This is a genomic window from Pseudomonas sp. MWU16-30316, assembly GCF_020515645.1.
Classification (GTDB): Bacteria; Pseudomonadota; Gammaproteobacteria; order Pseudomonadales; family Pseudomonadaceae; genus Aquipseudomonas; species Aquipseudomonas cerasi.
In genome coordinates this window covers 193,462-214,119 of record NZ_JAIZAZ010000003.1, presented here as the reverse complement: position 1 = coordinate 214,119, position 20,658 = coordinate 193,462, and the positions used below count along the sequence as shown (strand labels likewise).

18 protein-coding genes and 1 pseudogene are annotated in these 20,658 nt (G+C 54.6%); 12 read left to right on the top strand and 7 right to left on the bottom strand.

Going from position 1 to position 20,658, the window contains the following annotated elements:
• Positions 1-48 precede the first annotated feature (48 nt).
• The 6 genes from LCH65_RS12015 (at position 49) to LCH65_RS11990 (ending at position 5,391) form a co-directional block, all read left to right on the top strand.
• Positions 49-1,692, top strand: coding sequence for a recombinase family protein (locus tag LCH65_RS12015; RefSeq protein ID WP_226439506.1), 1,644 nt, complete (start codon positions 49-51; stop codon positions 1,690-1,692).
• 514 nt (positions 1,693-2,206) lie between these two features.
• Positions 2,207-2,563 carry a hypothetical protein gene (locus tag LCH65_RS12010; RefSeq protein WP_226439505.1) on the top strand — a complete coding sequence of 119 codons (357 nt, stop codon included), beginning with the start codon at positions 2,207-2,209 and terminating at the stop codon, positions 2,561-2,563.
• Complete coding sequence (locus tag LCH65_RS12005; RefSeq protein ID WP_226439504.1) at positions 2,560-3,078, top strand: hypothetical protein; 519 nt, start codon at positions 2,560-2,562, stop codon at positions 3,076-3,078. The genes LCH65_RS12010 and LCH65_RS12005 overlap by 4 nt, the downstream gene beginning before the upstream one ends.
• Positions 3,075-3,458: a hypothetical protein gene (locus LCH65_RS12000; protein ID WP_226439503.1), complete on the top strand. Its 384-nt coding sequence runs from the start codon at positions 3,075-3,077 to the stop codon at positions 3,456-3,458. Before LCH65_RS12005 ends, LCH65_RS12000 begins: the two co-directional genes overlap by 4 nt.
• Complete coding sequence (locus LCH65_RS11995; protein WP_226439502.1) at positions 3,458-3,721, top strand: hypothetical protein; 264 nt, start codon at positions 3,458-3,460, stop codon at positions 3,719-3,721. Before LCH65_RS12000 ends, LCH65_RS11995 begins: the two co-directional genes overlap by 1 nt.
• A 485-nt stretch (positions 3,722-4,206) precedes the next feature.
• Positions 4,207-5,391, top strand: coding sequence for a hypothetical protein (locus LCH65_RS11990; RefSeq protein ID WP_226439501.1), 1,185 nt, complete (start codon positions 4,207-4,209; stop codon positions 5,389-5,391).
• 8 nt (positions 5,392-5,399) lie between these two features.
• On the opposite strand, the gene LCH65_RS11985 is transcribed toward LCH65_RS11990, so the two are convergent.
• Positions 5,400-5,792 (bottom strand): hypothetical protein, encoded by a 393-nt coding sequence (locus LCH65_RS11985; protein ID WP_226439500.1) that lies wholly within the window; start codon positions 5,790-5,792, stop codon positions 5,400-5,402.
• A 169-nt stretch (positions 5,793-5,961) separates the two neighbouring features.
• Between LCH65_RS11985 and LCH65_RS11980 the strand changes: the two genes are divergently transcribed.
• Positions 5,962-6,783 (top strand): hypothetical protein, encoded by an 822-nt coding sequence (locus tag LCH65_RS11980; RefSeq protein ID WP_226439499.1) that lies wholly within the window; start codon positions 5,962-5,964, stop codon positions 6,781-6,783.
• Between the two features lie 300 nt (positions 6,784-7,083).
• Here the strand turns inward: LCH65_RS11980 and LCH65_RS11975 are convergent, their stop codons facing one another.
• Positions 7,084-8,052, bottom strand: a complete 969-nt coding sequence (locus LCH65_RS11975) for a hypothetical protein (RefSeq protein ID WP_226439498.1) — start codon at positions 8,050-8,052, stop codon at positions 7,084-7,086.
• 159 nt (positions 8,053-8,211) lie between these two features.
• Between LCH65_RS11975 and LCH65_RS11970 the strand changes: the two genes are divergently transcribed.
• The gene (locus tag LCH65_RS11970) at positions 8,212-8,403 is read left to right on the top strand and encodes a hypothetical protein (RefSeq protein ID WP_080272483.1); all 192 of its coding nucleotides are present in this window, start codon (positions 8,212-8,214) and stop codon (positions 8,401-8,403) included.
• Positions 8,404-8,544: 141 nt separating this feature from the next.
• Positions 8,545-9,306 carry a recombinase family protein gene (locus tag LCH65_RS11965; protein ID WP_226439497.1) on the top strand — a complete coding sequence of 254 codons (762 nt, stop codon included), beginning with the start codon at positions 8,545-8,547 and terminating at the stop codon, positions 9,304-9,306.
• A 312-nt stretch (positions 9,307-9,618) separates the two neighbouring features.
• On the opposite strand, the gene LCH65_RS11960 is transcribed toward LCH65_RS11965, so the two are convergent.
• Both LCH65_RS11960 and LCH65_RS11955 read right to left on the bottom strand, forming a co-directional pair.
• Positions 9,619-10,170: a hypothetical protein gene (locus tag LCH65_RS11960; protein WP_226439496.1), complete on the bottom strand. Its 552-nt coding sequence runs from the start codon at positions 10,168-10,170 to the stop codon at positions 9,619-9,621.
• A gap of 86 nt (positions 10,171-10,256) precedes the next feature.
• On the bottom strand, positions 10,257-10,535 hold the full coding sequence (locus LCH65_RS11955) for a hypothetical protein (RefSeq protein ID WP_024663898.1): 279 nt from the start codon (positions 10,533-10,535) through the stop codon (positions 10,257-10,259).
• A gap of 650 nt (positions 10,536-11,185) precedes the next feature.
• Here LCH65_RS11955 and LCH65_RS11950 point away from each other — a divergent pair.
• Positions 11,186-12,613 (top strand): annotated as a pseudogene (locus LCH65_RS11950) (ATP-binding protein); the annotation flags it as partial.
• 91 nt (positions 12,614-12,704) lie between these two features.
• Here the strand turns inward: LCH65_RS11950 and LCH65_RS11945 are convergent.
• The gene (locus tag LCH65_RS11945) at positions 12,705-13,049 is read right to left on the bottom strand and encodes a 50S ribosome-binding protein YggL (protein ID WP_003346101.1); all 345 of its coding nucleotides are present in this window, start codon (positions 13,047-13,049) and stop codon (positions 12,705-12,707) included.
• 338 nt (positions 13,050-13,387) lie between these two features.
• On the opposite strand from LCH65_RS11945, the gene dacB reads away from it, so the two are divergent.
• The gene (gene dacB / locus LCH65_RS11940; RefSeq protein WP_003366890.1) at positions 13,388-14,854 is read left to right on the top strand and encodes a D-alanyl-D-alanine carboxypeptidase/D-alanyl-D-alanine-endopeptidase; all 1,467 of its coding nucleotides are present in this window, start codon (positions 13,388-13,390) and stop codon (positions 14,852-14,854) included.
• A 55-nt stretch (positions 14,855-14,909) separates the two neighbouring features.
• On the opposite strand, the gene LCH65_RS11935 is transcribed toward dacB, so the two are convergent.
• Both LCH65_RS11935 and rlmKL read right to left on the bottom strand, forming a co-directional pair.
• A complete protein-coding gene (locus tag LCH65_RS11935; RefSeq protein WP_054081867.1) occupies positions 14,910-17,300 on the bottom strand; it encodes a GGDEF domain-containing protein in 2,391 nt (796 codons plus the stop codon).
• Between the two features lie 202 nt (positions 17,301-17,502).
• Complete coding sequence (rlmKL, locus tag LCH65_RS11930) at positions 17,503-19,755, bottom strand: bifunctional 23S rRNA (guanine(2069)-N(7))-methyltransferase RlmK/23S rRNA (guanine(2445)-N(2))-methyltransferase RlmL (protein ID WP_004410502.1); 2,253 nt, start codon at positions 19,753-19,755, stop codon at positions 17,503-17,505.
• Between the two features lie 588 nt (positions 19,756-20,343).
• Between rlmKL and LCH65_RS11925 the strand changes: the two genes are divergently transcribed.
• The gene (locus LCH65_RS11925; protein ID WP_002553055.1) at positions 20,344-20,559 is read left to right on the top strand and encodes a ribosome modulation factor; all 216 of its coding nucleotides are present in this window, start codon (positions 20,344-20,346) and stop codon (positions 20,557-20,559) included.
• Positions 20,560-20,658: the final 99 nt, after the last annotated feature.

Below are 20,658 nucleotides of genomic sequence, written 5' to 3'. Positions count from 1 at the left end.
GTTGCAATGCTATGATTTCGTTTTACACCTCGTCAGGAAGTCTATGAGATGCCTGTTGCGTTCAGTTACGTGCGCTATTCCAGCCTTCGCCAAGCACACGGCGACAGCCTCCGCCGCCAAACAGCCATGGTCGCAGAATGGTTGAAGCACCATCCAGAGTACGTGCTCAGTGCAGATGATGCATATCAAGACCTTGGCAGATCTGGCTTTAGCGGAGCGCATCTTGATAACGCATTTGGACGACTGAGGGCAGCGGTTAGCACAGGCATCATCAAACCGGGCGACTGCATCCTGATCGAAGCCATAGACCGTGCTGGACGCCTTGCCCCTTCGATCATGCTCAACCTACTGACAGAAATCGTAAACGCTGGTGTTTCGTTGATCAGCTTGGATGACGGAATCACATACGACAGTGACCCGTACAAATCGAACAACCTGTTTTTGCTGGTTGCTAAGGTCCAGCAGGCTTACCAATATTCTGACGCACTGAGTAGGCGAGTGAAATCCGCGTATGAGCGGAAACGAGAGGCGGCCCGTGCAGGTGGAGCCACAGGACGCAGGGCACCCATTTGGATTAAGACAGAGTACCCGAATGGCAAGAAGGCTCAGCCAGTTGTGAGCCTTAGAGAAGACCTGGCACCGCTAGTGGCTCAGGCGTTCCAAGACTACGCGGATGGTCTAGGCGAGCGGCGAATTCATCACCGCTTACGCGATCAGCACCCCGAGCTGGCAAAGCTCAGCACCACGAGCCTAAAGCGTTGGATGCGTAACCCCACCGCGATAGGCCATTGGAACGATATACCAGATGTGTATCCGGCAGTTGTAAGCAAAGAGCTGTGGTATAGGGTTCAGAAACGCCTGAACCAGAAGAGCAAACCCAAGTCTGCCGCGTCAAATCACCTGCTTGTCGGTCTAGTGAAGTGTGCGAAATGCCGTGCGAATTTCCATATACACATCACGCCCGACAACGCTGCAATGAAGTGCGGACAGCGTCACCGTCTTGGCGATCAAGGGTGCAGCAATAAAAAAAGCTTACCCATGGCCGTACTCGACTTCATCCGTAGTCAGACCACATTCAAGGCGCTTCAGCGTGCATCTCTCTCACGCAACCTGACTGCGTCTGAGAAGCGTGCTCTTGAAATCGAGGGAGAGTTAGCAGAACTGAACCGGCAGGCTGCTACAGCTGCTGAGGGAGCCGTGAAGTACGGCATGAGTGCGTTTGGCCCTGCACTCGACAGGATCACGGCTCAGATTGGAGTTCTGGAGGACGAGAAGCTCACACTTGTATCGAAAGCAGCGCCGTCTACAGAGGGAGAGATGATCGAATTACAGGAAGAACTGCTAGATGTAGACGAAATGCGTCTGAACGCATTATTGCAAGAAGCCGAGTACGTTATGTGGTGTGATGACCGTACGATCACTGTTGATGAGCCATCTATAGAGTTTTCAGCTGATCGTCAGGTGATTACCTACCTTGGTAAAGATCGGGTTAAAGGTGTATTCCGCATCACATGGAACGGTGCAAGGATCGACCTACCAGACTTACTTTCCGCACCACAGCGTGCTGAACTCGAACAACACATGGTCCAAGAGGCCCGCTACAAATCTGGCGAGCTTGAAAGGACTGTGATGCGATTTAACTCCGATACAGGTGATATGGATCACGTCTCCGGCCCGCCCCTAAAAAGTTGATCGTCTGACCATCTTGAGCGGTTTCGGTGCATATAACCCAGCGCGTAAACGAACGCGAACGGCTTCATCGGAAAAGGAGAGGATAAGGAACTATTTTCTCCAAACGAGAATGATAACTATTGACAGATTGCACTTATTGTGTTAAAATTAGTACAAGAAAGAAAGAAATTCTATTTCTTCAGCCTCTTCCAGTTTCCCCAATTCTTACCTAAGTAACCGACCTCGTTCTCCTTCGGGTAATGGTGTTCGGATATAAGTTAGATCAAGGTGTCCAAGCGCCTCCTCGTGGTTTAGCTGTTACCATTGATCGATAACGGCGAGAGAGTCGAAAGCTCTCGATAGTGTGACCCGCGCTACAAGCTTTGTTGAGCAGGGTATAAATTTTAATGGTGCCTCCCCATAATATTTGCCGAACTTCTATCGGGGTTCGGCTTTTTATTGGGCATCATTTACACTGTAACGTCGTAACAAACCTACTCAACCCAGCCATCCAACTCAAGGAGACGGATCATCTATGCCTCTGATTTATAAATTCTGCGAAACCTGTCGGTCAAGATACGGCACTTTCCGCAGTCAACGAAAATACTGCTCGAATGCTTGCCGACAACGCGCTTACCGCAATGGTCAGGCCGTTAATAAAGGCTCGCAGTCGCAGTGCAGCACTCCGGATAATATTGAAGAACAACTGCGGAGTCTACTTCAAGCACTTGACATGGTGCACTCCACACTGACTACAGACAATGTTTTGACTTCAGCTGTCACTCCCTTAATTGGCGAAGCCAAAAGTAAAGTCATCGATGAAATACTGCAAGAGCTTCGCCGCTATTACCAAACTATGCAAAACACCATCCCATCAGGAGAGAGAAAATGACAAAGCAAACACCACGATTCACCATCGACAAAGACCAGCTCCAACAGCGCCAAGACTTGGCAGCGAAGACTTACCGTACCTCTATCGTGCAGAGTCATCTCGATAACGGTCAAACTGCCACATTAACATTTGAGTTCGACAAGCCCACAGAAGCATTTTTTCACTTCCACGAGCGTTTGGCCGAAGGCTGGAGCGCACCTGTGGGGATGGAAGTAGATTTTGTCAACGTGCTACCCGGAATTGTAAGCGTAAGTCTGGGCGGCTTCACCATTATGCATCTCACAAAGCCAATTGATCTTCAAGAAAAAGAGCTGAAGGAAATTTTGCAAAAAATTGGTACCGCTTACCAAGTTGAACTTGATATAGAACGTGAAGCTGAAGTTGACCGGGTTACCGAGCAACAACTCGCTGCAAAAATTCGTCAGCGTAACCTAGAACAGCAGAAAGCCGAGCAAGCTGAAAGAGAAGCTATTCGTTTGGAAGTATCAGCCGCCATCGCTGGAGGTAAAGCATGATAGAGAAATACCTACCGCGACTCCTTAACGCAGGCCCGTATTTCCAAATAGTGCTGCTAATGGGTGACGCCAGCGCAAGGACCCTTCTCGGAGCATTCCGTACAAGGCTAAAAGCTCTCGATATAGCAGGATTCGGTTTCAAGGAATACTGGTTCAAAACTGATACTGGAATCGTTTTGTCAATCAGCGGCTCTAAGCTGATCATTCAGTTGTTTACGATGTTCCTAGCCGAGTTTGATGGTCATTACTTCCAAGGATTCGAAACGATTCACTCAAGTCATGGCCCTGTTAAGTTTGAGAAAGCCTTGCGTGAGTCGTTTCAAAATTACACGCCATCAGCTGGCAGCCGAACTCGCTTTCATGGAGGGTCATACGCCTAATGGACAATCTCGAACTCATTTTGCGTCAACGCTGGGCACCGGAAACGATTCCAGATGAAGCACTTATACAAAAAGCACATGTAACGTGGACGTTAGTAATGAAAGCTTCCGATTACGGCGAAGACTACGTGTTCGACGCTTGCAACCAGCACAACAAGGCAAATGGTCGTCAGCCGTATCAGTCGTTCATCCTTCCGGCGGACCTGCCGGGAGTTGGTTATAAAGGTGACTGGGTAATCAAGCGCTTCGGCGGGGCCAATTGATGTTCATAGGTGATAGCACAAAGGCTGTGCCGTATGGCCAAATAGCTACGCATCCAGAGCTTGAGCAGGCTTGTGCAAATTACGTTGCAGCCGTCTATGGCGATAACGTTGCTAAAGCAATACCAATTGCCCAACGAGAGGTTCACGTGGGCATATTATATGGATATACAGAGTTGCAAGTTCAAGAAATGATTCTTGGGATGTATGGTCTCCAGCCACTTTGAGAGAAGTGGCAGTGCTCTAGTAATAGAATCTAATGATTCGATACGCCGCACCCCTTGTTCTATAAGGGCTGTAGCCAATTTTCGTGTGCACGAGCACACACTTTTCACTTAATAAAGGTGATCAACTTATGAAGCAATGCAACTGCCGTAACTGTGGTCGAGCTTTCACAGTGACCAAACCTATGCCGTTCTGCTGCGGCTCATGCCGCCAGACATACCAATACAACCAATCCCAACCGACGATCCATGTAGGAGTCATCAATGACAAAAGAAGCACCGAGCAGCACCAATAAGCAACGCCAGCCGACATGCCCACATTGCAAAAAACGCTTTCGCACCAAGACCACAAAAAAAGTCTATTGCGGTTCTGATTGTCAGAAAGCAGCGAACAAACAAAATCGCCGTATAGACCAGATGGACCGTGCAACCAACTCAGCATTTATGTACGTCCTCGCTGCTGAGGTTGAACGTGCTGGAACACTCCAAGTGCTTCAGGGCCACGACGTGACCTCGCTCACAGAGCTATACGCCTTGTACAAGCGCTACCTTCGTGCAAACGAGTACGGTGACAATCGTGACTACGCCATGAGCCACATAGCTCCTGCACGTGGTCAATCAGCCGTAGGCCTATATCACGCTGACAATCTGGTGATCGCTCCATCAGGCATGAACCGATCTCACGGAGTGAAACACTTTGGCCATGGTCTGAGCATTCACCGTGCAAAGCTTCAGTCCCGGCACGAGGTACATAAGGGCGACAGTCGAGCCGCTACGATCAAGCGAATCGTTCAGTTCCTGGGCGAAGATGTGATCACCGAGTTTGCTAAGGCCGTAAAGCTCCAGCCCTCGACACGACACAAAACTTTGTCATGGCTCCACGACCATCTTCGCCCAGATGTGCCAGAGCATGCTGAATACCTTTCCAAGCTAGACGGCATGTCTAGCAAAGCGCTCACCACGTTGAAAGCTAAGCTTCAGGACAGAGATGGAAAGGGTTTCAAGCTCATGACACAGGACGTGCACCCGCTGGACATCTTCGCAGCTGAGCTACAGCGTCACGCAGTGATTCGCCCAGACCTTCAGCACTTGGCGGCATTCATCACTCAGTGCACGCAACGGGTGAATCACCGAGAGCCTTTCATCCTTGAATCGAGCTTGCTGCCTGACCTGTTTGCCGTATTGCACGGCAAGGAGCTGTCAGATGTAGCCGTTACATTGATGCCAGCGCTTCAGCAAATGGCTGCTTTGGGCAATCTAGCGCTAGACGTGCCAGCGTTCGCACCTGTCGAAGTTGTTGTAGCAGCTTTGCCAATGACCACGGTACGAGTATTGAAGACGTTCAGGAGCTTCGCGGATGACCTTGGTGAGTATTTGCCAGAAATGCCCCCGATACTAAAACAGGGGCACACAGCGGCGAATGCGACGAATTCATTGCCTTGGGAGTGATAGCCGCCTTACGCGGCCCTCTCTTTTTCAGCAGCCGCGTCGAGATCTTCTTGCTCCAGCAACTCTTCCTCGCCGTCTGGCCCCTCTGCCGCTGGACGATCAGCGATCAAGCCCGTGACATCGCTCCATTCATCCATACGGAAGACGTGTACGCGTCGCACAAATTTGCAGAACAGCGGGGCTTGCCCTTTCAAAGATGATTGAAGCTGCATGATGGCGGTAATAGGGTTCTGCTCAGCTTCAGTATGGTAGAGAGAGCCTTGTGGGTGTGCTGTGAATCCACATGACGCCAAAGCTTTAGGAATCTCGTTCTGGTAGACCTTGGTGCGCTGAGCGTCTGTCATCCCTTGTGCTTTCATGGCCTTCGTATCGAGGTCGAAAGCAATTGCGTAGTGCGCCATTTTGTTTCTCCATGATTATGTGGACATCTGTGGCCACCTTACATCTATTTATGGTCTAAGCATATGCTGTGCTGAGCTTCCCAAAGCGAGGCTATGAGGCTAAATCCCCCCTCTGGCGGAACCTCCTATTAAGCGTGGTACAACTTCACGACCAGCAAGGAGAGGCACCATGGCTAAGAAGCACAAGAAGAGTGCTAAAGGCAAGCAAGAATTACCCCGTCACGAATGGGTTTACGGCCATGGTACGGAGAAGGTTTCCAGCCTCACGGTAACCATGCACCCTTCCGGTGAGGTGGTCATCCATGAAGTTGACCCCGCGACCATTCGCCGCCAAATGACCACGACCAGACCAAATGGCAAAGACGATAAAGTACGGTTCTCTGCCCCTGCTGATCACTTTGGGCTTGAACTAGATTATATCGAGCACCTGAAGACAAAATTCGATTACATGTTGGCATCAGACACGAACACAATCAGCGATGCTAACGGGCCTACCCGCTTCGAAGGCTACATGGTCAGCGCATGCACCATCGTCATTATTGCCGAGCATCTGCAAGCATGGGGCAGAGAAGTGTTCATTCAACCGCTTACCTCCTACCTGATCCTTGATTCTGGGCCAGACACAAATGCCGAATTGCTAGGTTGGCATCTGGCCCTAACCAGACACACGAACACCCCGTTCCTGCACACCCAACGCTTGGGCATGGTTGTAGACAGTGAACTGGGCAAGCACATCGATATCAACGCTCGAAGGGTGCCGTATTACGCCGACTACTTGTTGCCGTGCAACACAGCGTTGGTCTACGCCTCCAGTGATAGCAGCGATACCCTTGCCAATGCCATGTTGAAGTATTGCGACAATGTGTCAGGCCAACTGCTCGAACAGTTCAAGCACCATGGTGTGGCCCGAATGCTTGAGGACAACCATTTTCGGGTTGGCACGGCTCGCTGTTTTGCAATCAACCACCCACAGCAAAAGCGCCCGGCGTAACCCTGTTTAAACCCCCAGAAACCATGCGAAAACCTGCAGTATACAAACACCCAGACGGGCACGTCTGATGTGCTAACTACGCTACTGCCTAGTATTTCCGGGGCCTGTGCTCGAACATGGATAAGCCGGACTCTGTAATAGATAGTTTCCGAACGTTTCCAGACGGCAAACCCCTCCAACTGGTCCAGAGTCATGATTTTCTGCACGAGGGACGACATCAGGTCGGGAGATCGCAAGCGGCCTGTACACGGGTGAGTGACGACCCGGCACGTCGATCAACAAGCATTCACTGTTTCCTGTTCAAGGTGACGACTTGCGCCCCTTGACCGCCTTGCGGGGCGCTTCCGTGACATTCCTAAACACGACTGTCGAGCCGGGGATGTCAGGGGATTCATGGATTTCCATCTGTAGGTTCAGACCTAAAACCTCCAGCGGTTCAAACATCCGCAACCGAGAGATCGTTTCACCAGTGGGGCTGCGAGAGTACTCGCCGGAGAACACCAAGGGTTTATGTTCCTCAAGCCACTGAATGCTGCCTGTACACCTCAGCAGGACCACGGGCACCGGGCCCTCAGCTGTATCCAGAGCGTGAGGTTCATTCAATGTGACATTGAAATGCACCGGAACCGCTGGACCGTTTATCTTCAGGGCATTCAATAACTCGGGATGGTTGCCAAGCGTCTTGGTAAAGACTTCACGCGGAGTGATGCTCGTGCCGGTATTCAAATTGCGAAGCATCAAATTTGATTGATCCCCTTCTAAGGCCTCGTTCAAGCTCTCCAAACTGACTGTCGGCGGCAGAGATTCTATGCCAAATTCGACCCTATCAAGGTTGCGAATCTCAGTCCGGTGAGGCATGCCGACAAGCTCTGGCCAGCTCTCGAATTCAGACGGCGACAAGTTCTTAAACTCCCGCGTGTCGATTGCAAAACGCTCTGCTTCTTCGACTGCGGCAGCGCTGAAGCCGGTCGTAGACACAGCTGTAACGCGGGAAAGATTGAATCGTTGCCTTCTGCCAACCAGCTGTTCGATCCAAGCGACGTTGGCCGGTCCTTCTGATGGGCGGTCTCGACACTCAATGAGCCATTTGAAGTCGATAGTGCCGACTTTACCTTCGACCATTATGTCGAGTTCCGCTCCCGGCCTTCCATTGGCAGTAGTGCTGAGAACTCGCGGCGTGATCGTCCAATCCGGTGGGAGCTTCAAGCTTTCGATATACGTCACGACGTTTTCTAGCTGTTTGCCATCCTTTTTGTTCTTCTTTGCCATGGGCCATTTACCTACCGGTGACGTGATGTCTTTGAAGTGTACGTGCTGGGCTTCGGAGAGATCGAGCGTGATACCCCAGCGACCGCCTGTCGCTTCCTACTCAGCTTGCGTCAGAGGCAGCTACCTTGAGGATTCCACCCATTCGTAAGGAAGCGATAAATGAAGCTCAGAACCGCATCAGAGGCAAGACAATGGCTGAACCAGCAGGGCTTATCTGTTACTGATTTTTCAATAAAACATAACCTTGATAGGAATACTTGCTATCACATCCTAAGCGGTGTGAAGAAAGGCAAGCGTGGCCTGTCGCATGCCTGTGCGCTAGCACTGGGGATGACCACAAGCAACCGATAGTAGTAACAACTGATCCAGCAAGCTGCCGAGGTTGTGATTTCGATCCGTAGTACGGTAGCTCTTTCTGACTAGCTCGCCTGATCCAACGCTGCCCAATCAAAGCATAAGAAACATACATAACAAACCTAGAACGAACGTTCAATGAATGTTATGATGGGTCCATCAACTACTTTTGAGGGCCTAACCATGACAAATCTACAGATCACTCAGGTCGTGGCCTACTACCGGATTTCGACAGGTGCTCAGGAGAAAAGTGGCTTGGGTATAGAAGCACAGCAGGATTACGTGAAGGCTGCCGCAAGCTCACAAGGCTGGGAAATTGTCGCTGAGTACACAGAGACGGTAAGCGGTACGGTCGCCCCTTTGGATCGTCCAGAGTGCAAGAAGGCCCTTGCTCATGGCCTACCTATCTTGGTTGCAAAGGTTGATCGTATCAGTCGTGATGTTGAGCACATTGCAGGCCTAATGAAGCGTGCAGTCATCAAGATCGCAACAATGCCCCATGCAGATAACTTCCAAATTCATCTGTTTGCAGCGCTTGCTCAGCAGGAGCGTGAGTTCATCGCAGGCCGCACCAAAGATGCGTTAGCGGCTCTGAAGAGGAAGGCGAGTAAGGGCGACGTAGAGGCCACACAGAGCATCCAGAACAGGACTGAAGCCCTTGCAAGAGGTCGTACAGAGGTTAACCGGGCAAAGGCTACAGTCGCCATTCAAGAGCGCGTAGCGTCATGGTCTGAGACAGTGCGTGACCCTATAGACTTGTGCATTCGTAAGGGCGCTACGTCCCTGCAACAGGTTGCCGATTGCTTGAATAACAAGAAGATCTCAACGGCTCGTGGCGGTGTATGGTCTGCAATGCAGGTCAGTCGTGTGATGAAGACTCTTGAACTGAAGCTCCCCTGACTGACGCCTTTCAGCAGCGTGTGAACACTCTCATCATCACTCACTCCCCTCTAGCTAAGCCTTGGCAGTGAGCCCCCAAAGCAAGATCCAGCCTGATCTTGCTCAAGCTAGCTCAGGCTCTGTGTCGAAGTTTTTCAAATAAACATGATTCTTATTTTCAAAAACCTTGACGACCCGTCACGTCCCCTCGCGGCCTGTTAAGCAGGTCGGGCTCAAGTCCGTTCCTGGGCTACAGATTATTTTCTATACGGAAAGGGCAATCGATCTGCGCTATTAAGCTCTCTGTCGGCGGCGAGGTTGTTTTTGAGGAGATTAGACTGAATAGCTTGTACTTACTTTGAGAAGCTTACCAATCTTGGCGAGCGCCGCCCAATTGCCCGATGAAAGCTTGAAGATATTAGCAGGCATCTCATTAGGCTGCTGACGCTGTTTATAGGCGCTCATGAGCGAGTAGCCTATAAGGTTCAGCTCTTGTGCAGCGCTGCGTATATCAGCCTTCTTGGGCAGTCCAAATATTCTTTGGGCAACGCGGTAGCATGAAATGATTTCTGCTTTTGACATAAGATCGGCAGCGTGCCCCTTGACGGTTGCAGAAACCTCATCGTCATCGGCGGCGTTCGTGATCTTGGCTTGATAACGAAGTAGGGTGTTAGCGGTCTGCCCAATCGACCCTTTGAGCTGTTGTACTGGCTCAATGACAAGCTTCAGCACTATTTGACTGACGATGAAGACTAAGATAGCGCCCAAAATTGTGGCTATAGATGTCATCACCTGAAACCCTCCAGACTCGTTCCCACTCCCTGCAATGGCATTGCTCGCGAGAAGCGTGCATATGATGCCCGGCAAAATCATTATTGCTTTCATTTTATCCTCAATGAGCTATCACGGATTTGCTCTTAGTAACCGGTCGAATAACAGCTAAAAAGCCCCGTCTCCGGGGCTCCCTCTCACTAGTGCAACGTACGTCCGTTGAGATTCATCTCAAGCCAGCCGTTGACGTCGGAATCGCCATGACCAACCGTCGACTGAATCTCAGAGACGTACAAGCTCTCGTCATGCTCGATGAACGGTTTCAGCCGCTTAAAAATTTCTCTCACCGCGCAGTCCGTCTGAATTACGTAAACAGATGGCGTGAGTCGTGCTGCCGAAAATTTGTAGATTTCAGCGATCAACAGTTGGCGTTTGACGCCCAGTTTTCCTGCGTTGCAGGTGATCAACAGAGTCGGCATGGCCGGTTTCTCCGATGGAAAAGCATTGAGTTTGCTAGTCATCAGGGTGCGATCAAATGCGATTAGCGATTGCCAAACGCGTCAGCATTTGGCTCAATGATCGTCCCACCATAACTAACGATTGGTTCAGTCGAAGGTTTTGGATTGGTGCGGATGGACACGGTTAAGTTTGGCGACCGTCATCGTGTTCATTCCGCAAGCTTTATCCTCCGGCCCTTCCTAGGCCAGACCGTAACTGCGTACCCCCATATCTAGGGGCTTTCTCAGCGACTGAATACAAGATAATGCGTTTCGAACGTTAATTGCAATCCACTGCCTGTGGATAAAACTGTGTGTAATTTATGTTTTAAACACATATCTTGCGTGTAGGCCGCATAACTACTGGATCGTGACCGTTTGTCACCGATTTTGCAGCACCTTCAGTAAGTTGCGTGGGCTGCTTGCAAGCGCGAACCTCATCACAAGAATTTGACGCAAGTGCATTCTTTATTCACGAGCGATTGTGATCCGGTAACACTGAAAAAACGTGTTGATCCTCCTTGTTGTGGTTATCGCCAGCATTAATTCCCAGCATCACGAAAAACAGGACTCACAAGCTCGCAGAGCGATGTCACGATCAATGCCTAAAAACACGCAATGCAACTATTTGCGCAGTGATCGGCATGCTGGAACTGGCGCTCAAACGTGCCGATCACGGCGAACTGGATCGCTCGGCCATCGAAGTCGCCTACAGTTCGGCCAACGACCTGCTCGACCTGATCGGCGATATCCTTGACATCGCCCGCATCGAATCCGGGCGGCTGTCACTCAACCCCGAGCGGGCGAATCTGCGTCGTCTGGTGGAATCGGTGCTCAGGGTATTCGACGGTCTGGCGCGGCAGAAGGACCTCGAGCTGGTACTGGAACTGGACAGCAGGATCAATGCCGACGTATTGATCGACCCGCTGCGCTTCAAACAGATACTGTCCAACCTGGTCAGCAATGCCATCAAGTTCACCCCGATGGGGCGGATCAAGGTCGTACTGCAGGCAGCCGAAAGTCCGGACCCGCAACTGCTGCATCTGCACATCACCGTTCAGGACAGCGGCATCGGCATCAGTGTCGAAGACCAGCAACGCCTGTTTGAACCGTTCGCTCAGGCCGATAACACCGGACAAATGGCGCGTACCGGCGCCGGGCTCGGGCTGGTGATCTGCCGCAGCCTGTGCATGATGATGGGCGGCAATCTCTCGCTCGACAGCACACCGGGGCACGGTACCCGGATCAGCATGAACCTGGTGCTGACCACACTTGAAGCGCTGACCGGGCAGCCCGTCGTTGCGCAACCGGCAGCCGTCGTTCATCAGGCACTCAGAATCCTGATCGTCGACGATCATCCGGCCAATCGACTGCTGCTTTGCCAGCAGCTCGGCTTTCTAGGCCATCACTGCGAAATGGCCGAAAACGGCGCGCAAGGGCTCGAGCGCTGGAAGACCGATACCTTCGATCTGGTCGTCGCCGACTGCAACATGCCGATCATGAACGGCTACGACATGACCGCGGCTATCCGTGAACAGGAGCGCGCCTGCGAACGCCAACGCTGCCCGGTCTGGGGCTTCACGGCCAACGCGCAGCCCGACGAGATAGAACGCTGCCGGGCAGCAGGCATGGACGATTGCCTGTTCAAACCCATCAGCCTCTCGATGCTCAGCGAGCGGCTGGCAGCCATTGCCCCGCTGGCGCCCCCGCGGGCCCTGCCCTTCAGCCTCGACAGCGTCAGCAACCTGACCGGTGACCGTCCTGAAATGGTTGAGCGCCTGCTCACGCAACTGCTGCACAGTAACCACGAAGACCGGCTGTTGCTCGCCAGACTGATGCCGGAAAACAATCGTCAGAAAACCCGTGACCTGGCGCACAGGATCAAGGGCGCAGCACGGATCATCCAGGCTTCAAGGGTGGTCGACGCCTGTGATGCGCTCGAACTGGCCTGCGAACCGGACACGCCGGATGAACAGTTTCGCACCTGCCAGCAGGCGGTCGAACTGGCCATGATCGAGCTTGAGGACGCACTGATGCTGCAACAGGCGAAGCCTGACTGAGCGAGCGCTGAAGACGGTATGGCGAGGGTATGTACGAAAGGGTGCGCGGGAACAGGCAAGGGAAGCAGGCGCTGGCCTGCTTCCCGCTACATCAGGCGGCCGGATTGATTTCTTTTTCCGGGTACCAGACGTCGATCAGCGGGCTGACAGTGACTTCTGTCAGTTCGCTGCGGCCCTTGAGCCAGGCTTCGACAGCAGCACGCTGCTCTTCGCTGACCGAGCCACGCTTGCTCAGGCAAACCAGACCGAAGTCGTCGCCGCCCACATAGCCAAGACCGTTGGCTTCCATTGCTTCTTTCAGGAAAGCGTCAAGGAAAGCATCGATTGCCTTGTCGTCCAGCTCTTGCTTGAAGTCCAGGTTCAGTTCGAAACCCAATTCCTGGAACTCGTCCACACACAGTTTCTTGCGCAGACGGCGGGAGCGGTTAGTGGCCATGGGACAATCCTCATCAATAAATATCGGGCGGCACTTTACCAGCTTGGCAATTTAAAAGCCCGACAATTACAGCGGGTGATGGATATCCGGCCTTGCAGCAGCCGCCGATGCCGAATCAATAAAAAATAGCATTTACCGGCTTACCCCCCGGTCACAAGCCTGCCCCGCTTGGGGCATAATGCGACTCGTTTCATGCGTGGCATTGCGTGTTACAAAAAAAGCCCGCCGCGCATTCACTACTATAGTTATCGAAATCGAATCGCCATTTGCAATAGTTACCGAGGGAATTCATCCATGCCCTCTTTTTCGTTTCCCTCTTTGCAGTAGGGTTTTAGTCAATGATCAAGTCGCTACGTCCATTGTTGCTCGCGTCACTTTTTTTGCCCCTGGCTCTGCCCTCCTACGCCGCCGTCATCAACACCACGCTGCCCCCCAAGGTTCAACAGGCTATGAAAGCCAGCAAACTCAGCGATGACGCACTGTCGCTGGTGATGTTGCCGCTTAACGGCCCGGGCACGCCGACCGTATTCAACGCCGACGTATCGGTCAATCCGGCTTCTACCATGAAGCTGATCACCACTTATGCGGCCCTGGAAATGCTCGGCCCGACCCATCAGTGGAAAACCGAATTCTTCACCGACGGCACTCTGAGCAATGGCGTGCTTCGCGGTAACCTGTATCTCAAGGGCGGTGGCGATCCCAAGCTGAATATGGAAAAGCTCTGGCTGCTGATGCGTGACCTTCGCGCCAACGGTGTACAGCAGGTGACCGGCGACCTGGTACTGGACCGCAGTCATTTTGTGCAACCGCAATTGCCGGTGTTCAACGATGACGGCAATGACGACAACAAGCCGTTTCTGGTCAAACCCGACGCGCTTATGGTCAACCTCAAGGCGCTGCGATTCGTGACCCGTAATGACGATGGCAGGATTCTGGTCTCGGTCGAGCCGCCGATTGCCAGCATCCGCATTGATAATCAGGTCAAGGCAAGCGCCTCGAAGCAATGCACCGGGGATGTGCGCTACAACCCGGTCACCCAGGCCGATGGCAGCGTCAACGTGACGGTCACCGGCCAGCTGGGCAATGGCTGCAACTCACAGACCTACCTGTCACTGCTGGACCATCCGACCTACGCGGCCGGCGCAGTGCGAGCCATCTGGCAGGAACTGGGCGGCACCATTCAGGGCAAGGACCGCGTTGGCGTGCTGCCCGGCAATGCCAAGTTGCTGGCCAAGGCCTTTTCACCGGACCTGGTGGAAGTCATTCGTGACATCAACAAATTCAGCAACAACACCATGGCCCAGCAACTGTTCCTGAGCCTGGGCGAAGAGTTCCGCAACGAAGCGGACGGTGACGACGGCAAGGCCGCGCAACGTGTCATCCGTCAGTGGCTGGCGAAGAAAGGCATCACTGCGCCGCATCTGGTCATGGAGAACGGCTCCGGGCTTTCGCGGGCCGAGCGTGTCAGCGCGCGTGAAATGGCGGTGATCCTGCAAGCGGCCTGGCGCAGCCCCTATGCGGCCGAATTCATGAGCTCGATGCCGCTGGCCGGCCTCGACGGCACCATGCGCAAGCGACTCAAGCGCACCCCGCTGCTGGGCGAGGCGCACATCAAGACCGGCACCCTGAATACCGTACGCGCGATTGCCGGCTTCAGCCGCGACAGTAACGGCAACACCTGGGCAGTCGTGGCGATCCTCAACGACCCGCGTCCGTTCGGCGCATCCTCGATACTCGACGAGGTACTGATCGATCTGTATCGGCAGCCCAAGCTGACCAACACCACGGTCTCGATCCAGCAATAACCAACCGATACTGGCCATCAACAACAGACCCGCTGTCGCAGCGGGTCTGTCTTCATCAGCGTTGCTCGGGCTCGACCCGATCGCGACCGGCCTGTTTCGCCGCATAGACACCCGAGTCGGCGCGCAGCAACATCGCGTCGACACCCTCACCCTCGCGCCAGCTGGCGATCCCGAAGCTGCCCGTGACCACCTGATCGACGCCTTCGATAACCTGCTTGCGCAGTTCATCGCGCAGGCTCAGTGCCAGTTGATAGGCCTGGGCACCGCGCGTTCCCGGGCAGATCACCATGAACTCTTCGCCACCCAGGCGGCAGAACACATCATCGCTGCGCAGCCGCTGGCTGATCTTTTCCGAAATGGCCTTGAGCACCTGATCGCCTGCGGCATGCCCGAAGCGGTCATTGATCCGTTTGAAGTGATCGATATCGAGCATGATGACCGACAGGTTACCGCCGTGCCGGTCGATTCTTTTCAGCTCGGACTGCATCCGGTCCTGAAAGTAGCGCCGATTATAGGCACCGGTCAGCACGTCAGTGACCGACAGCGCACGCAACTCCTGCTCGACGCGCTTGAGGTCGGTGATATCGGACACAAAGCCATGCCACAGCACGCTGCCATCGGCCAGGCGCTCAGGCGTCGACGCCGAGCGTAGCCAGCGCAAACCCTTGCGTGGCAGATCGACGCGGTACTCCTGACCCCACGGTGTCAGGTGTTTGGCGCTGATCAGAATGGAGCTTTTGACCCGTGTCAGATCCACCGGCTGTATGCGTTGCAGGATAGTTTCAGAGTCGCCCAGCAACTGCTCTTCATCCACTTCGAACAGCTCGCACATGCCGGCGCTGGCGTACCTGAAACGCGCGCTGCCATCAACGGCCAAATGGTACTGGTAAATACCGCCTGGGACTTGCGAGCCGAGCTTTTTCAGCAACTGCCCCTGCTCGGCAAGGGCCTGATTGACACGCTTGTGCTCGGTAACGTCGATGCACACGGCCAGATACCCGGTCCAGAGCCCCTGATCGTCACGCACCGCGGTGACCAGCATATTCACCACCAGCGTGCTGCCATCGCTGCGCTGCAGGGTCCACTCCTGCGAAGGGTGGTTACCATCCTGCACGGCGTCGAGAAACATCAGTTGCGAGGCGCTGATCGGTTGCCCGCGGCTTTTGCTCAAGCGGCTCGCTCGGGCCTCCAGATCAGCAGACTGATAAAAGTCCATGAGGCGAAACCTGCCCAGCACATCCTCCTGTGCATAGCCGAGCATTTTCTGTGCCCCGACATTGAACGTCTTGATCAGCCCGTCCAGATCGGTCGCGATGATTGCCACTTCTGTCGCCGCATCCAGCACACTGCGCAGTTGACCGTGCGCAGCCCTCAATTGTTGCTCGCGCTGGCGCAGCTCGCGAGTACGCTGCGCCACCCGTTGCAAGGCGCGCTGACGCTGGCTGATCAGGCTGTAGAGCAAGGCACTGAGCATCAGGCTCAAAAGTCCTCCAAGCCACAGCACCCGACCGGGCATCATGATCTGGTTATTCAGACTGAAAATCTGCGTAGGGCGAACCTCGACCAGATAATCCCTGTCGCCCAGGCTCAGCAGGCTGCTGGCGTACAGCTGATTGCGTATTGCGGGGAGCGGAGACTGGTAGACCTGCTCGGGCGTTTCTGGCGAACTGAGGTCGAGCATGGTCACGGCAAGGTTGTCCTGCTCCGCCGTTCCAACGTTCATCAATTGCGTCAGGCTGATCACTGCGGTGACGTAGCCCCTCAATTGCGGAACCGGCTGGCCAATCGAGAACACCGGTGCGACCAGCAAAATGCCGTAGGTATCGGACGGCTCCAGGGACAGCAGGCGAATACGAGGCGTTGCGACCGTTCGTTTCAGCAAGCGCGCACGCTCCAGAGCGGCACGCCGCACCGGCTCGGAAGCAATATCAAACCCCGCTGGCGTTGGAATGTTGCTGAGGGTCTGGATGAATCGAACCGGGAAGTATTCATTTCGCACGGCGGCGATTTTCAAGGCGCCGTTTTCATCCATCTCGCGTATGGCATACCCGGACGATCCTTCCTCACGCGACTGTCGTTCAAAGGCTGCACGCTCGGCCTGCAGCACCCTCGGGTTCCAGGCATACGCCTGGGTGCCAATCAGCAATGGCGCGACAAACCCGTCGAATTCGGACAGTTCAACCTGATGGGAGTAGATAAAGAAGCGAGCCAACGTGTCGAGCCGGGTGACCTGCCGGTCCAGACGCTCCTGCAGGCGACTGAAGCGCTCCGCGGCAACCATGTCGAAACGCTGACGCAACTGGCGCTGATACAACTCGTTATCGGCCAGCGCCAGCATGATCGTAAGTGCGGTACCGACCAGCAATACCAGAACCGCGATAAGCCACGCTGATCGCTGACCATTGATGAAACTCAGAATTCTCAGCTTGAACCGTTTCACTGTCATACACACAAACTCATGACGCCAACATACGGAAGCGTCAGGCTGGCTATGACTTCTGTTATAGCTATTCGCCAGTAATTTTCATAGGCTTATGGCGGTTTCAGGACGATCCGTTGGTCTGTCTGCACGGGCATGCAAGCGAGTGAAGGAGGTATCGCGAGGCGCGATGAACGGACCATTACCGATCAGTTCATCGCGCACCGGATCAGCTACGCGCCATGATTTTCCAGGCGCGGTGGATCTTGCCGTTACGGGCGAAGTCCTGATCGATGGTTTGCGCGGTAATGTCCTCGACCGCGTAACGCTGACTCAGGTTTTCATCAAGCACAAACTTGCGGAAGTTGTTGGAGAAGTACAACACGCCTCCCGGTGCGAGACGCGCCATGGCCAGATCGATCAGCTCGACCTGATCACGCTGGACATCAAAAATGCCTTCCATGCGCTTGGAATTGGAGAACGTCGGCGGGTCGATGAAGATCAGGTCGTACTCGTCGCGATTGGCCTGCAGCCAGGCCATCACGTCGCCCTGCTCGAGACGATTCTTGTCGGAGAAACCGTTCAACGACAGGTTACGACGCGCCCAGTCCAGATAGGTCCGCGACAGGTCGACGCTGGTGGTGCTGCGCGCACCGCCCTTGGCAGCATGCACACTGGCCGTCGCCGTGTAGGCAAACAGGTTCAGGAAGCGCTTGCCGGCCGCCTCGCGCTGAATACGCATGCGCATCGGCCGGTGATCGAGAAACAGCCCGGTGTCCAGGTAGTCGGTCAGATTGACCAGCAGCTTGACGCCGCCTTCGCTGACTTCCAGAAACTGACCCTGGGCGCTCTGGCGCTCGTACTGCTTGGTGCCGCTCTGACGCTCGCGACGCTTGATCACTACGCGGTTCTTGTCGATGTTCAGGGCTTGCGGAATGGCCGCCAGCGCATCGAACAGCCGGGCTGACGCCTTTTCCGGATCGATGGACTTGGGTGCGGCGTATTCCTGAACATGCACCCAGTCGTGATACAGATCGATCGCCAGCGAGTATTCAGGCATATCGGCGTCATACACGCGGTAGCAATCGATCCCCTCGCGACGTACCCACTTGCCCATCAGCTTGAGGTTCTTTTGCAGGCGATTGGCAAACATCTGCCCGCCTTCACTCAGGCGCGCCTGTTCGACCACCACCGGTTCCGGCTTGATCGGGTTGCCGTTCTTGTTGAGTTTGCGCTCAACGACTTCAACCTCGACCGGGTTTTCGCGTTCGATCTGACGCTGCTCGGGGGTGCGTCGCTCGCCGGTCACGAACTGGTCAGGCGTGACCTTGATCAGCAGCAGCTTGCACGGCAAGGCGCCGTTCCAGAACGAATACTGTTTGTGGCTGCGAATGCCCATGCGCTTGCCGAGGTCCGGCGCGCCGGTGAACACCGCAGCTTCCCAGTTAAGGCAGGCCTGACGCAGGCGCTCGCCGAGGTTCTGGTAGAGATACAGCAGGCTGGCTTCGTCACCCAGGCGCTCGCCGTACGGAGGATTGCAGATCACCAGACCTTTCTGGTTCTGGTCGGGACGCGGCTCGAAGGTCGCGACTTCGCCCTGATAGACCTTGATCCAGTCACTCAGACCAGCACGTTCGATGTTGTTGCGTCCCGGCTGGATCAGTCGCGGATCAGCCTCGTAACCGCGAATCCACGAAGGTGTTTTGGCCAACCCGGCTTCTGCGCGGGCCAGCGCTTCGTCGTGCAGCTTGCGCCACAGCGCCGGGACGTGGCCCAGCCAGGCCGAGAAGCCCCAGCGTTCACGCTTGATGTTCGGGGCGATGTCGGCGGCGATCATCCCGGCCTCGACCAGAAACGTACCGACACCGCACATCGGGTCAGCCAGCGCGCCGCCCTCGGCAGCGATGCGCGGCCAGCCAGCACGAATCAGGATAGCGGCGGCGAGGTTTTCCTTCAGCGGTGCAGCGCCCTGCTGCAGACGGTAACCGCGCTGGTGCAGGCTATGCCCGGACAGGTCGAGGGACAGAATGGCTTCGCCGCGATCCAGGCGCAGGTGCACGCGCAGATCGGGGTTGATCTTGTCGACCGAAGGACGCTCGCCATCCGGAGTACGCAGCTTGTCGACGATCGCATCCTTGACCTTCAATGCACCGAAATGGGTGTTATCGATGCCCGAACCATGACCACTGAATTCCACCGCAATGGTGCCGTCGGATTCAAGATGATCCTGCCACTCGACATCCAGTACGCCGTGGTAGAGGTCTTCGGCATCCTTCATCGGGAAGCGCTTGAGCACCAGTAACACGCGGTTGGCCAGTCGCGACCAGAGACACAGCCGGTAAGCGGTCTCCATGTCGGCCGAGCCGCGAATGGCTGAAGTGTGCTCGCGGGTCTCTTGCAGGCCCAGCGCAGTAGCTTCCTCGGCAAGCAGGCCTTCGAGGCCCTTGGGGCAAGTGAGGAAAAGTTCGTAGCGATCCGACATGTGTATTCCAGGGCCTGAGCCGTCTGCGGCGGGCAACGCATTGCCCTGCCAGATTTGAACAGGCGTCTTTCATGGAGAACGCCTGCGTGGCACGTGATGTGTGCCGGTCCACCGCATGATCCTGTCATGTCATTGCGGCAGTTCTGGCGCGTATTAGAACAGATATCAGGCAAGTCGATGTCGGCAATAAGGCACGCAATCAAAAGTGGTGTTTTGAAAAGTCACATTTTTGCAGCGCCGATCATGACCCTTCGTCGCTTAAGCAACCAAGGCATTGAGCCAGTATATGAGCCTGATAAGCGATTTCAATTAGCCTGCAAACGCCCATGTTCAAGGGGCTGCAGAAAAAATCATGCTTGAAACAGATCATCGCTTATTGCTCGACAGACCTGAATGTGACGTGCTTATGACAAAACGATCATTCACACCGCCCTGCGCTTTGGTTAGAAATCGTCTCAGGTCATCGCCGCAATGGTGGTGGCATCAAGGCCCGCGACGCCGGCAGCGGGCCCCAACGGCAGAAGATTCTGCCCGACCTCATCACGGGGTCTCAGGGATATTACAGTCAACAGACGAGGGCATTACCCTATGAGAAGACTTAAGCGTGATCCGTTGGAAAGAGCATTTTTACGCGGATATCAATACGGCGTTCATGGTAAATCCCGTGAGCTTTGCCCTTTTACTCTACCGTCAGTACGCCAGGCATGGATCAATGGCTGGCGCGAAGGACGCGGCGACAACTGGGACGGTATGACCGGCACTGCGGGCATCCACAGACTCAACGAACTTCACGCGGTCGGATGAGGCGATTCACATCAAAGACTTTCGGCCTCTGTCGGGCCACACACATGATTGACTGATTCACACCTGCACCATGCACGCCCGACCCGGGCGGCGGGCCAA

What these genes read in the sequence shown, in the direction of transcription:
- LCH65_RS12015 (WP_226439506.1), top strand. Translation starts at nt 49, where the DNA reads ATGCCTGTTGCGTTCAGTTACGTGCGCTATTCCAGCCTTCGCCAAGCA.
- LCH65_RS12010 (WP_226439505.1), top strand. Translation starts at nt 2,207, where the DNA reads ATGCCTCTGATTTATAAATTCTGCGAAACCTGTCGGTCAAGATACGGC.
- LCH65_RS12005 (WP_226439504.1), top strand. Translation starts at nt 2,560, where the DNA reads ATGACAAAGCAAACACCACGATTCACCATCGACAAAGACCAGCTCCAA.
- LCH65_RS12000 (WP_226439503.1), top strand. Translation starts at nt 3,075, where the DNA reads ATGATAGAGAAATACCTACCGCGACTCCTTAACGCAGGCCCGTATTTC.
- LCH65_RS11995 (WP_226439502.1), top strand. Translation starts at nt 3,458, where the DNA reads ATGGACAATCTCGAACTCATTTTGCGTCAACGCTGGGCACCGGAAACG.
- LCH65_RS11990 (WP_226439501.1), top strand. Translation starts at nt 4,207, where the DNA reads ATGACAAAAGAAGCACCGAGCAGCACCAATAAGCAACGCCAGCCGACA.
- LCH65_RS11985 (WP_226439500.1), bottom strand. Translation starts at nt 5,792, where the DNA reads ATGGCGCACTACGCAATTGCTTTCGACCTCGATACGAAGGCCATGAAA.
- LCH65_RS11980 (WP_226439499.1), top strand. Translation starts at nt 5,962, where the DNA reads ATGGCTAAGAAGCACAAGAAGAGTGCTAAAGGCAAGCAAGAATTACCC.
- LCH65_RS11975 (WP_226439498.1), bottom strand. Translation starts at nt 8,052, where the DNA reads ATGGCAAAGAAGAACAAAAAGGATGGCAAACAGCTAGAAAACGTCGTG.
- LCH65_RS11970 (WP_080272483.1), top strand. Translation starts at nt 8,212, where the DNA reads ATGAAGCTCAGAACCGCATCAGAGGCAAGACAATGGCTGAACCAGCAG.
- LCH65_RS11965 (WP_226439497.1), top strand. Translation starts at nt 8,545, where the DNA reads ATGAATGTTATGATGGGTCCATCAACTACTTTTGAGGGCCTAACCATG.
- LCH65_RS11960 (WP_226439496.1), bottom strand. Translation starts at nt 10,170, where the DNA reads ATGAAAGCAATAATGATTTTGCCGGGCATCATATGCACGCTTCTCGCG.
- LCH65_RS11955 (WP_024663898.1), bottom strand. Translation starts at nt 10,535, where the DNA reads ATGCCGACTCTGTTGATCACCTGCAACGCAGGAAAACTGGGCGTCAAA.
- LCH65_RS11945 (WP_003346101.1), bottom strand. Translation starts at nt 13,049, where the DNA reads ATGGCCACTAACCGCTCCCGCCGTCTGCGCAAGAAACTGTGTGTGGAC.
- dacB (WP_003366890.1), top strand. Translation starts at nt 13,388, where the DNA reads ATGATCAAGTCGCTACGTCCATTGTTGCTCGCGTCACTTTTTTTGCCC.
- LCH65_RS11935 (WP_054081867.1), bottom strand. Translation starts at nt 17,300, where the DNA reads ATGACAGTGAAACGGTTCAAGCTGAGAATTCTGAGTTTCATCAATGGT.
- rlmKL (WP_004410502.1), bottom strand. Translation starts at nt 19,755, where the DNA reads ATGTCGGATCGCTACGAACTTTTCCTCACTTGCCCCAAGGGCCTCGAA.
- LCH65_RS11925 (WP_002553055.1), top strand. Translation starts at nt 20,344, where the DNA reads ATGAGAAGACTTAAGCGTGATCCGTTGGAAAGAGCATTTTTACGCGGA.